At 69.6% G+C, this 15,747-nt stretch carries 13 protein-coding genes; 6 read left to right on the forward strand and 7 right to left on the reverse strand.

Annotated elements, in window-relative coordinates; translation table 11 throughout:
- The first annotated feature begins 11 nt into the window (after positions 1-11).
- A complete protein-coding gene (locus tag ACWD4A_RS11745; RefSeq protein WP_451192538.1) occupies positions 12-839 on the forward strand; it encodes a VOC family protein in 828 nt (275 codons plus the stop codon).
- A gap of 89 nt (positions 840-928) precedes the next feature.
- Here ACWD4A_RS11745 and ACWD4A_RS11750 read toward each other — a convergent pair whose 3' ends face one another.
- The gene (locus ACWD4A_RS11750) at positions 929-3,241 is read right to left on the reverse strand and encodes an ATP-binding cassette domain-containing protein (RefSeq protein ID WP_451192540.1); all 2,313 of its coding nucleotides are present in this window, start codon (positions 3,239-3,241) and stop codon (positions 929-931) included.
- A gap of 29 nt (positions 3,242-3,270) precedes the next feature.
- Positions 3,271-3,933, reverse strand: a complete 663-nt coding sequence (locus ACWD4A_RS11755) for a Gfo/Idh/MocA family protein (RefSeq protein WP_451192543.1) — start codon at positions 3,931-3,933, stop codon at positions 3,271-3,273.
- A 118-nt stretch (positions 3,934-4,051) separates the two neighbouring features.
- On the opposite strand from ACWD4A_RS11755, the gene ACWD4A_RS11760 reads away from it, so the two are divergent.
- The gene (locus ACWD4A_RS11760; protein ID WP_451192545.1) at positions 4,052-5,017 is read left to right on the forward strand and encodes a helix-turn-helix transcriptional regulator; all 966 of its coding nucleotides are present in this window, start codon (positions 4,052-4,054) and stop codon (positions 5,015-5,017) included.
- Between the two features lie 304 nt (positions 5,018-5,321).
- Here ACWD4A_RS11760 and ACWD4A_RS11765 read toward each other — a convergent pair whose 3' ends face one another.
- Together ACWD4A_RS11765 and ACWD4A_RS11770 are read right to left on the reverse strand one after the other, a co-directional pair.
- On the reverse strand, positions 5,322-6,179 hold the full coding sequence (locus tag ACWD4A_RS11765; RefSeq protein WP_451192547.1) for a hypothetical protein: 858 nt from the start codon (positions 6,177-6,179) through the stop codon (positions 5,322-5,324).
- Between the two features lie 121 nt (positions 6,180-6,300).
- Entirely contained in the window at positions 6,301-6,606 is a 306-nt protein-coding gene (locus ACWD4A_RS11770) for a hypothetical protein (RefSeq protein WP_451192550.1), read from the reverse strand.
- Positions 6,607-6,805: 199 nt separating this feature from the next.
- Between ACWD4A_RS11770 and ACWD4A_RS11775 the strand changes: the two genes are divergently transcribed.
- Positions 6,806-9,739: a BTAD domain-containing putative transcriptional regulator gene (locus ACWD4A_RS11775; protein ID WP_451192552.1), complete on the forward strand. Its 2,934-nt coding sequence runs from the start codon at positions 6,806-6,808 to the stop codon at positions 9,737-9,739.
- Positions 9,740-9,760: 21 nt separating this feature from the next.
- On the opposite strand, the gene ACWD4A_RS11780 is transcribed toward ACWD4A_RS11775, so the two are convergent.
- A complete protein-coding gene (locus tag ACWD4A_RS11780) occupies positions 9,761-9,913 on the reverse strand; it encodes a hypothetical protein (protein ID WP_451192555.1) in 153 nt (50 codons plus the stop codon).
- A 497-nt stretch (positions 9,914-10,410) separates the two neighbouring features.
- On the opposite strand from ACWD4A_RS11780, the gene ACWD4A_RS11785 reads away from it, so the two are divergent.
- The 3 genes from ACWD4A_RS11785 (at position 10,411) to ACWD4A_RS11795 (ending at position 14,697) form a co-directional block, all read left to right on the forward strand.
- Complete coding sequence (locus ACWD4A_RS11785; RefSeq protein WP_451192559.1) at positions 10,411-12,531, forward strand: FG-GAP-like repeat-containing protein; 2,121 nt, start codon at positions 10,411-10,413, stop codon at positions 12,529-12,531.
- 80 nt (positions 12,532-12,611) lie between these two features.
- Positions 12,612-14,459 (forward strand): transglycosylase family protein, encoded by a 1,848-nt coding sequence (locus ACWD4A_RS11790; RefSeq protein ID WP_451192562.1) that lies wholly within the window; start codon positions 12,612-12,614, stop codon positions 14,457-14,459.
- 58 nt (positions 14,460-14,517) lie between these two features.
- Positions 14,518-14,697: a hypothetical protein gene (locus tag ACWD4A_RS11795; RefSeq protein WP_451192565.1), complete on the forward strand. Its 180-nt coding sequence runs from the start codon at positions 14,518-14,520 to the stop codon at positions 14,695-14,697.
- 62 nt (positions 14,698-14,759) lie between these two features.
- Here ACWD4A_RS11795 and ACWD4A_RS11800 read toward each other — a convergent pair whose 3' ends face one another.
- Both ACWD4A_RS11800 and ACWD4A_RS11805 read right to left on the reverse strand, forming a co-directional pair.
- Positions 14,760-15,173 (reverse strand): type II toxin-antitoxin system VapC family toxin, encoded by a 414-nt coding sequence (locus ACWD4A_RS11800; protein ID WP_451192568.1) that lies wholly within the window; start codon positions 15,171-15,173, stop codon positions 14,760-14,762.
- Positions 15,170-15,433, reverse strand: a complete 264-nt coding sequence (locus ACWD4A_RS11805) for a CopG family transcriptional regulator (RefSeq protein ID WP_451192571.1) — start codon at positions 15,431-15,433, stop codon at positions 15,170-15,172. Before ACWD4A_RS11805 ends, ACWD4A_RS11800 begins: the two co-directional genes overlap by 4 nt.
- Positions 15,434-15,747 lie beyond the last annotated feature (314 nt).

A 15,747-nucleotide genomic window follows, 5' to 3' on the forward strand; every position in this document is an offset into this window, starting at 1 on the left:
AGGAGATCGTCATGAGCTTCATGTCCCCCGGATCCGTCGTCTGGTTCGAGATCGGCACCGCCGACTCCCACGCCGTACAGGACTTCTACGGTCCCCTGCTCGGCTGGGACTTCGAGGTCGACCCCGACTCCTCCACCGGCGGACGTACCTACACCCGCATCATCGCCCCCGGCGCACCGTGGCCCATGGGCGCGATCGAACAGGGCGGCAGCGGCGGCGAGGTCATCAACCTGTCCGTGCTGTCCGCCGACGTCCACGATGACGTCGAGCGCCTGGAGAAGCTGGGCGCGACCGTCATCGTCCCGCCCACCGCGGTCGGCGACGTCACCGTCTTCGCCCGGCTCCGCGACCCGCTCGGCAACGCCTTCGCCCTCTTCTCCCGTACCACCTCGCAGGAACTGGAAGAGAGAGCGGCGTCGACGGAGGAGCACATCGAGCAGGCCGCCTACGCGCCCGCCCCGGGCAGCTTCGCCTGGTTCGAGATCGGTACCACCGACCCGCAGGCCACCCGCGAGTTCTACGAGGCCGCGTTCGGCTGGCGGTTCGAGAGGGACGAAAGCACCGGCGACAAGCCGTACTTCAACGTCTTCACCGGCAACCCGTTCCCCTCGGGCGGCATGTACGACCACTCCTCCGGCCCGGGCGGCGCCGACTACGTCATGCCGTCCTTCCTGGTCACCGATGTTCCCGCCACGGTCACCGGGGCCACGGCCGGCGGCGCCGCGGTCGAGCACGGCCCGGACGGCAACCCCGACGGCCTCGTCTTCGCCCGGCTGAAGGACCCCGACGGCAACCGCTTCGGCCTCTTCGCCCTGCCCGCCGCGCCCGCACAGGACTGACCACCGCGTACGGGGGCGGGTGGCCCGGTGGGTGACCACCGGGCCACCCGCCCCCGGCGTCCCGTGCCCTGAGCCGGGCCCCGGAGGCGTCAGTTGTTCCTCGTGCGGCCCCGCAGGTCCTGCCGCAGCGCCCGCGCGGTGTGGGACGTGCGGTGCCCGAGCAACTGGGCGGGCGTGCCGGTGAACAGGACCTGCCCGCCGTGCCGACCGCCCTCCGGGCCCATGTCGAGGACCCAGTCGGCTCGCTTGACGACATCGAGGTTGTGCTCGATGACGATGACCGTGTTGCCGTCGTCGACGAGCCGGTCCAGCAGCCGTTGAAGGGTTTCGATGTCCGCCATGTGCAGGCCGGTGGTGGGCTCGTCCATGACGTAGACGGCGCTGCGACTGCCGAGACACCCGGCGAGCTTGAGCCGTTGGCGTTCGCCTCCGGACAGGGTCGACAGGGGTTGCCCGAGCGTGAGGTAGCCGAGCCCGACCTCCACGAGGGTCTCCAGCGCCGCCCGCACACTCTTCTCTCCCCGTCCGGTGAAGAACTCGCGGGCTTCCTCGGCGGTCAGTGCGAGGATGTCGGTGATCGTCCTGCCGCGCAGGGTGTGGGCGAGCGCCTCGGCGCTGTAACGCAGGCCGCGGCACGTCTCGCACACCGTGGTGACCGGGTCGGCGAAGGCCATGTCCGCCGTGACGCTGCCCTTCCCGCCGCACGCGGGGCACGCGCCGGTCGAGTTGAAGCTGAACAGCCCGGCGGGCACGCCGCCCGCGTCGGCGAAGAGCTTGCGCACCGTATCCATGATCCCCAGCCAGGTGGCGGGCGTGGAACGGGAGTTGGCCCCGATGGCGCTCTGGTCGATGACGACGGCCTCGGGGTGCTGTTCGGTGAACACCTCGGATATCAGGGTGGACTTGCCGGAGCCCGCCACGCCCGTGACCGCGACCAGCACACCGGTGGGAACGTCCACGCGGACGTCCTTGAGGTTGTGCCGGCGCGCGCCGGTGACGGACAGGTGCCCGGTGGGGGTACGGACCTCGGTCTTCAGCGGCAGCGTGCGGCCCAGGTGCCGGCCGGTGAGCGTACCGGCCCTCCGCAGCCGGGCCACACTCCCCTCGAAGACCACCCGCCCGCCGTGCGTCCCCGCGCCGGGCCCCATGTCGACGACGTGGTCGGCCAGCGCGATGACGTCCCGGTCGTGCTCGACGATCAGCAGCGTGTTGCCCTGGTCCCGCAGCTGCGTCAGCAGCCGGCCCACCCGGTTCACGTCGCGCGGGTGCAGGCCGGTGGAGGGCTCGTCGAAGATGTACGTCATGCCGGTGAGGCTGGAGCCCAGGTTGCGCACGACCTTCAGCCGCTGGCCCTCGCCGCCGGACAGGGAGGCCGTCTCGCGGCCCAGGTGCAGATAGCCCAGCCCGATCTCGTCGATCCGCCGCAGGCCCTCGACCGCCGCCTGCGCGATCGGGGTGCCCAGCGGGTGACCGACCTTTTCCAGGACGCCGATCAGGTCGGTGATCTCCATGGCCATGTGGTCGGCGATGCCCAGCCCGTCGACCCTCGTGCGCAGGGCGGCCGCGTTCAGCCGGGCACCGTGACAGTCCGGGCACTCGGCATCGGCGGTGAAATCCTCCACCGCGTCCCGGGTCCGCTTCGAGAGCGTGGACAGGTCCCGGTTGAGATAAAGGCGGTTGAACCGGTCGACGATGCCCTCGTAGACGACGTTCTGGGTGCCCTTACGGGTGGCGAGCTCGATCCGCACTTCGCCGTCCGCGCCGCCGTGCAGCAGGGTCTGCCACTCCCGCTTCGTGTACGAGCGCAGCGGCTTGTCGTTGTCGAACAGCCCGGAGCGGGTGAACAGCGTCCACTGCACGCCCCCGACGTTGAACAGGGGAAAGAGCAGGGCCCCGGTGTTGAGGGACTTGCCGGTGTCGAAGAAGCGGTCCAGGTCGAGCTGGACGGTGCGGCCCAGGCCCTGGCAGGTGGGGCAGGCCCCGGACGGGTCGTTGAAGGAGTACGCCGTCGACATGCCCGCCGAGGGTGCGCCCGCGCGGGAGAACAGCAGGCGGATCAGCGAGGCGATGTCCGTCATCGTGCCCACCGTGGAACGGGCCCCGCCGCCGAGGGGCTTCTGGTCCACGACGATGGCGGGGGAGAGGTTGCCGATGCTGTCGGCTTCGGGCTTCTCGTGCTTGGGCAGTCGGTTGCGGACGAACGTGGGGAAGGTCTCGTTCAGTTGCCGCTGGGACTCCACGGCGACGGTGTCGAAGACCACCGACGACTTGCCCGACCCGGACACGCCGGTGAACACCGTGATCACCCCCTTCGGAATGGTCAGGCAGACGTCCTTGAGGTTGTGCTCGCGGGCACGGGTGATGACGATGCCGTGCTCGGCATGACGGGGATGGTCGCTCATGGCGGTGCTCCTGGCAGCCGGTGCGGGTGTCATGACCGGGCGAGGGCCTGGTCGATGTCGAGCGCCAGGCGCAGCGCCTCCGTGGCCGCCCGCGGGGTGAGGAGGGTGTCCTCGGCGCCGTCGGTGAGGCAGTCCAGGACGTGGCCGATCGCGGCGGCGTAGTTGTCGGCGGCGTCCCGCCCGTCACCTGCCTCGACTCCGGCGGCGTGGATGGTGCGCGGCCGGCCGAGGGCGGCGACGGTGTAGTCCAGGTCGGAGAGCATCACCTCCAGCGCGAGCCGGTCCAGCCCCAGATCCACCGGCCCCCAGACCGGGCCCGCCTTGCGGTACGAGCGCAGGGTCCGCAGCTCGCCGAGCGAGCCGTCCCGGATCACCCGGTGCAGGTGCCGCACAGCCGGGTGCACCCGCATGAACATGTCGATGAACACCCGCTTCCCGCTCGCCTCCGCGGCCCGGACGATCTCCTCGGCCTCCGCGACGGTGGGGGCGGCGGGCAGCTCGCACAGCACATGCTTGTCCGCTGCCAGCGCGCGCAGGATGTGCTCCTTGTGCAGGGCGGTCGGCAGGCACACATCGACCAGGTCGATCTCCGGATCGCCGTAAACCGAGTCGACCACCTCGGTGTCGGGACGCGCGGCGTAGACGCCGGCGTGGGCGACGGCGAACCCGGCCCCCAGGAGTCCGATCTTCATGGCGACACATCTCCTCGGCGATATACGAGGGAATGGTCTGGTTCGTTCCCTCCGGTAAATCCCACGCTAGGAGCCTTTTAGGACATAACTCGTCCGCATAGGGGGCCACAGTGGAGACATGACGACCGACATGCCCGCCCGGATGCTCCGCCTGCTCTCGCTCCTCCAGACCCGCCGCGAATGGCCCGGTACGGAGCTCGCCGACCGGCTCGGCGTCACCACCCGCACCCTCCGCCGCGACATCGACCGGCTGCGCGAACTCGGCTACCCCGTCGGGGGCACCACCGGCCGCTGCGGCGGATACCGCCTCGCCGCCGGGACCGCCATGCCGCCCCTGCTCCTGGACGACGACGAAGCGGTCGCCGTCGCCGTCGCCCTGCGCACCGCCACCACCGACGTCACCGGCATCGAGGAAACCGCCCTGCGCGCCCTCGCCAAGCTCGAACAGGTCCTCCCCGTACGCCTGCGCACCCAAGTGGCGGCCCTCCAGCAGGTCACGACCGCACCCGTCACCTACGGCAGTGCATCCCGCGCCCAGGCCGACCCGGCCACCCTGACCCTGCTGGCCGCCGCCTGCCGCGACCACGAGACCGTCACCTTCGGCTACACCACCCGCCACGGCACCCCCGGCCCCCGCCGCGTCGAACCCCACGGCCTCGTCCCCGCCGCGGGCCGCTGGTACCTCGTCGCCTACGACACACGCAAAGACGACTGGCGAACCTATCGCCTCGACCGCATCACCGATCCCGCCCCCACCGGCCACCGCGTCCCGCCACGCGCACTGCCCGCACCCGACCCCGCCGCCTATGTCGCCTCGAAGATCGCCACCGCGCCCGCCCGCTACCGGGCCGTCGCCACCGTCGCCGCCCCCGCGGACACCGTCCTCGCCCGCACCCAGGGCCTCCCCGAACGCGTCACCCCTCTCGACGCCGGCACCTGCACCGTCGACCTCTCCGGCGACTCCCTCCACCGCATCACCCAACTCCTCGCCACGCTCGGCGAGACCACCGCCCTCGACGCCGACCCGGCGGTCCTCACCCACCTGAAGGCCGCCGCGGAGCGGACGTTGCTCCTGCTCGGGTAAGACGAGGACGCGGCCGGGGCCGCCAGGGGCCCCGGCCGCGTGGCGCACTCGGGCCAAGTCGCTGCGGTACCAGTTCCAGCTGCCGGTGCCGGAGTCGATGCTGTCCCAGACCTTCACCGGCTTCTCGAAGCCCTTGCCGTCGCTGTCGAAATCGTCCGTGACGCCGCCCCGAACGGTGCCGACGGAGACTTGCCGTCCACCAGGAACTCCGCGCTCACGGGCTTGCCCACGGCGACGGACACGGAAACGCGGGGACGTGCGGACAACGAAAAACTCGACAATGGCATCGACCTTCGGAACAGAGTCAGGACGATCCGGAGCCCGTCAGTCGTGCGGCCGTACGCAGTTGGTCGCCAAGTCGCTTCTCGAATTCGGCAAGTTGAGCCGTGTGCGCCTCAATGTATTGATGGCCGTAGGCGATCTCGACGGCTACGGCGACGCCGACCAAGTTGGTGGACAGCTTGCATTCCACGTCAGCCGTGGCGGTCGCAATTTCCTCTGATGTGTGAGGGGCTCCCCACTTCGGACTGCTGTATGCCGCCCAAGGACTGGGGTACACGAACCCTTTGCCTTTCATGCAGGATGCCCAGCGTGCGTTGACCGCCTTCATATGCGGATCGTCCGAGGGAATCTTGGGACCTCCCTCCGGAAGCGCTTCGGCGGTAGGTACCGGAGGTGAGCCTCCGATGGCGTCGATGCCCTGCTGGCGGCATCCGCCGGCGGGGACCTTCTTGTCCTTGAACGTGGCCACAGTGCTTCCGGAGGCGCTGTGGCCGCGGAGCACACCCATCTCCGTCGTGGTGTAGGGCACTTCGTCGGACGTGCCGTCAGGAATTCCGAGCTGCTTGTCGTATCCCTTGCTGCGGGCCGTGGAAAGGTCGAAGAAACCGTAGAGGGCAGTGCGTGCTTTGTTCTGCCGGGCGAAGTCGGTGAACCCCTCCATGACCGGCGGGTGATACGGCAGTCCGTAGCCGTGCATGCAACGCGCCGACACCACATCGGTGGCCTTCTGCAACGCCAGGATCTGAGTCGAGGTGGGTATATAGGCATCGATCGGCAGACTGATGGCGTCGACCGAGGTGATTTCCGGGACCGGCCTCAGCGCCGGCGCAGGGGGCCGGGGTGCCTGGTGCGAGCACCCGGCGGTCAGCAGCAGTGCCACCAGTCCGACAGCCGCTCCATGCGTTTTTCTCATCTTGACTCGTCTCGGCAGGTCCCGTGACACAGTGCGTCGTGGACACCGCTGTCGGCGGTCGCCAGAGGCTCCCGCCGGCAGTGATCCGCTACGGGATGTACTTGATGTGAACCCCGTACACGTTCCCCCAGCTCCCAAAGCGCTGCTCGTAGTTGACGCCCATCCCCGCGCTCAAGGGGATGCTGTAGTTGACCCCGTGCACGCTGATGTCGGTCACGCTCCCGCTGTTCCCCGAGGTCGTCGCATACACCTCCGAGATGTTCGCCCAGCCGTCACCGGCGCCGGCATAGCAGTAGTCGTGGGTGTGGCTCCACTCGTGCAGGGTGTTGTTGTTGCAGCCGACGTTGTCGATCGCGCCGGCCGGAGTGGCTGCCACGACACCTGCGAGTGCCACGGCTCCAGCGAAGGCGCCGGCGACAAACTTTCTGCGCAAGTTCAAGACACTTCTCCTTCTGGATCCCGCGGGAGCATCCCGCCGTTCGGTGAGCCCCGCTACGGTGACGCTATGGACGCGGGTCCGCCGGTCGTCCTAGATTCGTCCTAATGTGAGGTCAGCCGGGGGCGGCAGGAAATCTTCACGTGCCGGGGGATGCATGAGATTCGGCGTGCTGGGGCCGTTACGTGCCCAGATCACCGGGCGCGAGGTCCGGTTGAACGGGCCGCGGCAGGCCAAGATGCTGGCGGCACTTCTGATCGACGCCAACAACATCGTCGCCATGGAACGGCTCGTCGCCGTGATGTGGGACACGAACGCGCCCGCCACCGCGGTCCGCCAGGTCCAGGACGCCGTCTCCGGGCTGCGCCGCAACCTCGTCGCCTGCGGAGCACCCGGCACCCTGATCAGCACGCGGCGCGGCGGCTACGAGATCCACCTGGTTCAAGAACAGCTCGACCTGCTGGAGTTCGACCACCAGCGACACCTCGCCGAACAGCACACGACCCCGTTCGAGACGGCGGTCGCGCTGCGGCGGGCGCTCGCTTGCTGGCGCGGAAACGCCCTGGTCGACACTCCCGGCCAAGCCCTGGAGATCGACGCGGCACGGCTGAACGAGAAACGCGCGGCCACGCACAAACAGTGCCTGGCCATCGAACTCGGTCTGGGGCGTCATCGAGAAGTCATCGATGAACTGACCGCTCTGCTCCGCGAGCACCCCTACGACGAGCAGGTCGCCGAACACCTGATGGTCGCCCTCTACCGGTGCCGAAGACAGGGCGAGGCGCTGCAGGCGTACGAGCGGCTGCGCCGGACACTGGCCGACGAACTCGGCGTCGACCCCACCCCGCCGCTGCGGGCGCTGCATCAGCGCATCCTGACCGCGGATCCCGCCCTGACGGCCGCGATCCCGGCACATGGCCCCTCGGCCACGCCACCGGAGAGCCCTGCCCCGGCGGCCCCCGGTTCGGCAATGGCGATGCCGGTGCGTCAACTACCACTCGATGTACCCGACTTCGTGGGCCGGTCCGACGCGCTGGCCGAGGTCGCCCGGTCACTCGACGTGTCGGCGTCGAACCGGGCTCCGGTGGCCGTCGTCGTGGGCGGTCCAGGCGTCGGCAAGTCCTGCCTGGTGACGCACGCCGCGCGGCTGGCGAGCGCGCTCTTCCCCGACGGCCAGCTCTACCTCGACCTCGCCGGGACATCGGACGAGCCGCGGGACCCGGCGCTGATGCTGGCCGAGGCGCTGCGTGCACTGTCGATCGCCGGCAGCGCGATCCCGAACAGCCTGTCCGAACGGGCCGCGCTCTACCGGTCGTTGCTGGCGGACCGCCGGATGCTGGTGGTGCTGGACGATGCCGGCCGCGCCGGTCAAGTGCTGCCGTTGCTGCCCGGGGCCGACGGCTGTGCCGTATTGATCACCAGCCGCACTCTGCTGACGCAACTTCCCGGCGCCCGGCACATCGACCTGGACGTGCTGAGCCCGGCAGAGGCGCGGGAGTTGTTCACGGGCATCATCGGGCGGCGGCGGGTCGAGCGGGAACCGGCGGAGGCCGACGCGATCCTCGACTGCTGCGGCAACCTGCCGCTGGCGATCCGGATCGCCAGCGCCAAGCTCACCGGCCGCCCGGCCTGGTCGCTGCGGGTGCTGCGGGAACGGATCGAGGACGAGTCCCGGCGGCTGGCCGAGCTGAGGATCGGGGATCTCAGCGTGCGCGCCAGCGTCGATCTGAGCCTGCGGCTGCTGCCGGCCGACGCGGTGCGCGCGCTGAGTCTGCTGGGTCTGCTCGGCGCCCACACCCTGCCCGGCTGGGTGGTCGGCCCGCTGCTGGACCGCTCGGACGGCGAAGAAGTGCTGGACACCCTCGTCGACGCCAGCCTGGTGCGGCTGACCGCCACCGATGCCCTCGGCGAGCCGCGCTACCGACTGCACGACCTGATCAGGACCTGTGCCATGGAGATCGCCGCACCGCTGCCGACGGCGGACAAGCGGGACGCGATCGTCCGGGTGCTCTCCGTCTGGCTCGATCTGGTCAGGCGCGGCACCGACCGGCTGCCGGGCGGGCTGCTGGCCGCCGCGCCCGGTTCGGCACCGCGCCGATCGCTGCCCGACGCGGTCGTGGACCGGCTCATGGCCGATCCGTTCGGCTGGTTCGACGCGGAACGCGACAACCTGCTCGGCGCCGTGAAACTGGCCGTGGACTGGGGCCTGGACGAGCTGGCCTGGGAGCTGGCGGCCGGCACGGCGACCTACTACGACCACCGGTGCCTGTATCAGGACTGGCAGCACGGGCACCGGCTCGCGTTGGACGCTGCCGAGGCCGCCGGCAACGCGCGCGGGGCGTCGGTGCTGCTGCGCGGACTCGGCCAACTGCACATCTACCAAGACGAATTCGACCGGGCCACCCGGGCCCTGGAGTCCTCCATCGAGCTGTGCCGGGACGGTGGGGACAAGCTCGGCGAGGCGCTGTCGGTGGCGACACTCAGTACGGTCAGCCGGGTGCAGGGCCGTGACGACGAAGCACTCGAACGTGTGGAGCAAGCGCTGGCCATCGCGGTCGGCGAAGGCGACCGGCACATCGAAGCGCAGCTGTCCTGCTCCATGGCCGTGATGCGACTCATGCAGGGTCAACTCGAAGAAGCGGAATCCTGGTTCACCGGAGCCCTGCGCCTGGCCGGAGAGCTCGACGACGAGCACCGCGTGGCCGTCGTGCTGCGGCGGTTCAGCCGGTTGCACGATCGGCGCGGTGATCCCGACGAGGCGCTGCGCTGCCTGGGGCAGGCGCTGGCCACCTTCGAGAAACTGGCCGACGAGCGGTGCGCCGCGTACACGCTGCTGGAAGTCGGCCGCGTGCACGCCGGTCAGGACGACCGGGACCGGGCGAGCCCGGCGCTGGAGCGCGCGGCGGGCCTGTTCCACCGGCACGGCGACCGCCAGGACGAGGCCACCTGCTGGCAACTGATCGGCGACCTGGACGCCGCCGCCGGCCTCCACCACATGGCGCGCCAACACCGGAGCCGGGCGCTGCGGCTGTGGCAGACGATCGGCGAAATGAACCGGACGAATGCTCCAGCGCGACCGTCGTCGCCGTGAAGCGCGTCCGCATCGAGCACGTCAACTACCGTCGAGGGCCCGCTGGTTACGCCACGGTGCCGGAATCTCGCGGTAACCGCCGGGCGGCGCGGCCTCGTCCAGGCCCTCGCCGCGGTGCGGGATCAGCAGGACCGCTCTCCCCGCCACCCGGGCGGGCGCCGGGGCGGCGGGCACGGCGGCTTCCGCTTCGGCCCGGTTCTGTCCGGCCGGCCGGTTCAGGACCCGCTCGGCGACCAGTAGGCCCGCGCACGGAAGCGGAATAGGTGGAACAGGCGGAGACGACCGTCCGACGGGTTGTCATAAAAGTGACATAGCTCACTCTTCGATGGGGTCTTCGCCTCAATTTCGACACTTAAGTTGATCTCGACCCGGGGGCAAGGTTCAGCCCTCACAGCACCACGCTGCCCACTTTTCGCAGGAGTCCTATGCCCCACCCCCCGCCAGGTACTTGGTGCCACTGAGCTGAACAGCAGGCTTCCCGCGCACAAGCTGCGCGGACCCGCCGCGTTGCCTTCACCGGCCGAGGCCGGAGCGTTTCTTCGTTCCGCCTTCCTCCCACCCGGCCCTCGCACGCCGCGCCTTCGCATGCCCATGCCCTCCTTCTTCGGCCTGCCCACCCACACATCACCCCCGTACGCCACGCGTACGTCCGACGTGTCTGGAGACACCTCTTGCTTCGCAACAAAGCCGCCACGCGCGGCGCTTCCCTCGTTCTCGTCACCGCCATCGCCTCCGTCGCCCTGGTCACCGGCAGTGCCTTCGCCGATTCGGTGCAGTCCGACTGGAAGTCCGTCACCTCGACCGGAACCCTGGGCAAGGGCGCGGCCGCCGGCGGGCAAGTGACCCGTCAGCAGGTGCTCGAACGGGCCAGAGACTGGTCGGCCAACCGGGTCCCGTACAGTTCGAACGGGCTGAACTCGCCCTACAGCTGGTACTACGACGACGCGACCGGCGGGCGCTACCGTCAGGACTGCTCGGGCTACGTCTCCATGGCCTGGCAGCTCGGGGACAGCCACAACACGTGGTCCCTGAACGACGTGTCGACCGAGATCAAGCGGTCGGAGCTGCAGCCGGGCGACATCCTCAACAACACCGACAGCCACGTCGTCATCTTCGCCGGGTGGATCGACCGGTCGGCCCAGACGTTCTACTACTACTCCGAGAGCGGCCGGCACGTCCCGACGCAGCGGTACGTGGGCAACTTCAACGAGTCCATGCTGTCGGGGCACCCCACCAGCGGCTACCGGGCGTACAAGTACGAGAAGATAGTCGACGGCCCGGTCACCGCCGAGCCGGGCGCCGAGGAGACCGGTGCCACCCCGGCCGTCGCCAAGGTCACCGGCCCGTCGGACAGCGCCATCCTGGACGGCCAGGTCGCCCTCACCGCCTCGGCGGAGGAGAAGGTCGGCACCCCGTCCGCCATGGAGTACTACATCGACGACAAGCTGGTGGAGACCGTCGCCAGCCCCGGCACCGAGTTCTCGATGTCGCTCGACACCACCGAGCTGTCCGACGGCGCGCACACCCTCAAGGTGCGGGCCAAGAACGCCGGCGGCCAGGCCGGCCCGATGTCGGCGGGCTCCGGCTTCTTCGTCGCCAACAAGGCCATCCCCACCAGCGCCACGGGCGACTTCGACGGCGACGGCAAGGCCGACATCGCCGTCCTCTACAACCTCGGGCAGTCGAAGACCGGCAAGAACCTCACCAGGATCTACAAGTTCACCAACAACGGGCACGGCTTCGACGAGCCCGTCAACGCCTGGGACAACGACGACTCGGTCAACACCAGCTGGAACGCCGACAACATCAAGCTGACCATCGGCGACTTCAACGGCGACGGCAAGAGCGACCTCGCCGCCCTGTACAACTCGGGGCAGTCCCCGACCGGCAAGAACCTCACCACGCTGTACGAGTTCATCAGCGACGGCAAGGGCTTCAAGGCCCCGGCCAAGGTCTGGGACAACGACGACGCCACCACCGGAAGCTGGAACTGGCGGGCCAGCAAGCCGGTCGCCGGGGACTTCAACGGTGACGGCAAGGCCGACATCGGCATCCTCTACAACCAGGGCCAGGACAAGGAAAAGAAGAACAACCTCACCGCCTTCCACATCCTCTACTCCTACGACGGCGGCATCCGCGGCCCGAAGCGGGTGTGGGACAACGACGACCGCACCACGGGCAGCTGGAACTGGGAGCGCAGCAAGCCGGTCGCGGGTGACTTCAACGGCGACGGCAAGGCCGACCTGGGCATCCTCTACAACGAGGGCCAGGACGACACCGGCAACTACCGCACCGCCTTCCACATCGCCTACGGCCGCGCGGACGGCATCAACGCCCCCAAGCGCGTCTGGGACAACAACGACCGCACCACCGGCAGCTGGAACTGGGAGCGCAGCAAGCCGATCGCGGCGGACTTCAACGGCGACGGCAAGGCCGACCTCGGCATCTTCTACGACAAGGGCCAGGACAAGACCGGCAACAACCAGGCCGCCTTCCACATCGGCTACGGCACGGCGGACGGCATCTCGGCCCCGAAGGTCTTCTGGGACAACAACGACCGCTCGACCGGCAGCTGGAACGCCGACCGCAGCAAGCTGGTCGCCGGGGACTTCAACGGTGACGGCAAGGCCGACCTCGGCGTCCTCTACAACAACGGCGAGCAGCCGAACGGCGACGGCAAGGTGACCCTCTTCAACTTCTTCGGCAACGCCTCCGGCATCTCGGGCCCGAACAAGGTCTGGGACAGCGAGAAGTTCGGCAGCTGGAACTGGTACCGCAGCGACCTCGGCTGACGCACACACCCCGTAGAGGCACCGCCGCGAGGGATCCCTCCCGGCGGTGCCCCGTTCTCCCACCCAACAGGACTTCCTCCATGCGCAGTAGATCTCGCGGTGCCGCGCGTCTCGCCGTCGCCGCCGCCTTCGTCTCCGCCCTCGCCCCCGCCGCTCTCCTCACCTCCGCCCCCTCCGCCTCCGCCGCCTCCCTGGCGATGTGGGAGCGGATGGCCCAGTGCGAGGCCACGGGCGACTGGACGGCTGTGAACCCGGTCGGCCCGTACTACGGCGGCCTCCAGTTCTCCAAGTCCACCTGGGACGCCCAAGGCGGCGCGGAGTTCGCCGCCTACCCCCACAAGGCGACCAAGGAACAGCAGATCATCGTGGCGGAGCGGCTCCTGCGCGCCGCGGGTCCGGGCCAGTGGCCCGATTGCAGCAGGAAGGTGGGCCTGGTCAACGACGGCGTCGACCCGTATCCGCGCGCCACCCCGCCCGTCACCCGCGTCACGGGCCCGGAGGACAGTGGTGTGCTCAGCGGTACGGTCACGCTGACCGCGTCCGTCACCGAGGAGCAGGGGAAGCCGACCGGGGCCACCTTCTTCGTGGACGGCGACGCCGTCGGTACGGCTTCCGGGTCCGGTCCCTCGTACAGCGTGAATGTGGACACCACGACCCTGGCGGAGGGGCCGCACACCGTGACCGCCCGCGCGGTCAACGACGCCGGCCAGACCGGGCCGACGTCCTCGGGCGTCTCCTTCTTCGTCGCCAACCGGGGCACGGCCGGGCAGGCCACCGGCGACTTCAACGGCGACGGCAAGGCCGACATCGCGATCCTCTACGGCTACGACCGGGAGGGCAAGGACAACCACACCGCGCTGTGGACGCTGCTGAGCACGGACCGGGGCTCGTTCGCCACGCCGGTGAAGGTGTGGGACAACCTCGAGGCGGGGACGGGCTCCTGGGACTGGGCCAACTCCAAGATCGTCGCCGGCGACTTCAACGGCGACGGCAAGGCGGACATCGGCGTCCTCTACAACGAGGGCCAGGACGACACCAAGAACAACCGCACCGCCCTGTGGACCTTCACCAGCAACGGGTCCGGCTTCGACAAGCCGGTGAAGCAGTGGCGGAGCAGCCAGTCCTGGGACTGGAAGCGGTCCAAGCCGGTCGCGGGTGACTTCAACGGCGACGGCAAGGCGGACGTCGGCATCCTCTACAACGAGGGCAAGGACAACACCGGCGACTTCCGCACCGCCTTCCACATCGCCTACGCCACGGCCGCCAACGGGGTCCAGGAGCCGAAGCGGGTGTGGGACAACGACGACCGCACCACCGGCAGTTGGAACTGGGAGCGCAGCAAGCCGGTCGCGGGTGACTTCAACGGTGACGGCAAGGCCGATCTGGGCATCCTCTACGACGAGGGCAAGGACGGCACCGGCAACTACCGCACCGCCTTCCACATCGCCTACGGCCGGGCCGACGGCATCAACGCCCCCAAGCGCGCCTGGGACAACAACGACCGCACCACCGGCAGTTGGAACTGGGAGCGCAGCAAGCCGGTCGCGGGTGACTTCAACGGTGACGGCAAGGCCGATCTGGGCATCCTCTACGACGAGGGCAAGGACGGCACCGGCAACTTCCACACCGCCTTCCACATCGGTTACGGCCGCGCGGACGGCATCAACGCCCCCAAGCGCGCCTGGGACAACAACGACACCACGACCGGCAGCTGGAACGCCGACCGCAGCAAGCTGGTGGCCGGGGACTTCAACGGCGACGGCAAGACCGACCTGGGCATCCTCTACAACAGGGGTCAGGACGAGGGGAAGAACAAGGTCGCGCTGCACACCTTTGCCGGTCGTGACGACGCGGTCTCCCGGCCGGTGAAGGTCTGGGACAACGACAATTCGATCAGCTGGAACTGGTACTCCAGCGACCTCGGCTGAGCCGGGCAACGGCCGCCGCCCCGCCGGACGACGTCACCCGGTTCAGCCCGCACCCGCAATGGCCGTCGTGGTAGCGGCGCCACTTCGTGCCCAGCGCTTCGTGGACGAGCTTGTCGCCGTAGTAGGGCGCCTCGCGAAGCTGGGCCTGCGGCGCATCGTGCCCACCGTCCTCATCTCCACCGCACCGCCCGACCAGGCCCTGGCAGCACTGTGCACGGTCGGCTACCCCCGGCCCTGAAGGTTGTCACAGGGTGAGCGTGCGCTGTTCGTGTGACCGGGCACGCGTCACGGCGGTCCGGCTCAGACCTTGATGACGGTGACGCGTGCGCCGCACAGGGCGGTGAGGTCCTCGGGGTCGGAGGTGAGGGCCGTGACAGGGCCGGGAGCGGCGAGGGCGGTGGCGCCGAGCATGGCGTCGATGGCGTACTTGTGCCCGTGCAGTCCGGCATCGGCCAGGAGCACGGCAGCATGGCGGGCGATCGGTTCGGTGACCGGTTCGACGACGAGGCGGGACAAGGTCCACTCCAGGGCCGGCCGGTTGATGCGGGGGTGGACCACCTCGACGAGGGTGGCCGCGGAGGTGATGACACGGAGATCGTCGGCGCGGGCGAGGGCGAGCCATGCGGTGACCGTGCGGTCGCGCAGGACAGCCTTTGCCAGTCCCTCGCTGTCGAGGACGAGGGTGCCGCCGGGGGCGGCGGGCGAGCGGTTCACGCGGCGTCCACCCCGCCGTGCGCCTGTTCCTGCCGGGCCCGGTGGAGCTGGTCACGCAGTGCCTGGACCTCGTCGTCGGTGATGGGACCGTGGTCGGCCTCGGCGACGGTGATGAGTTCGTTGAGATTGTCGCGTTCGATCTGGCGGGCGACGGCGGCAGTCACGTACGCGGACAGGCCGGACGGGCCGCTGCGGGTCCGGGCTGCCTCCGCGATGTCGCGCGGCATGGTGATCGAGTACTTGCCGGTAGGCTCACTCATGCCACCAATCCTACTGACGATCCTCCTCGTGAGTGATGAGAAATGGCCGGGCCTCTGCCGAGGCGGGTGAACAGTGTCTTCGGCGCGCCATCGGTGAACGGGCTTGGTGCTGGGCCCCGGCACGCAGTGGTCCACGACGGCACGCGGAGTCCGGCGCGGGCGCTGCCCGGCTCGAACGGTGCTGGGGATGCGGGAGTGCGCCGCGCGGGGTCGGTCCCGTCGAGTGTTCCTCGGGCAGTCGGCAGTACCGTCGCCTCAACCGTGGCGGCGACCGGCAGGCGAACGCCGCCTTGCACCGGATCCGCACAGTCATG

It is taken from the genome of Streptomyces sp. NPDC002537 (genome assembly GCF_053594975.1).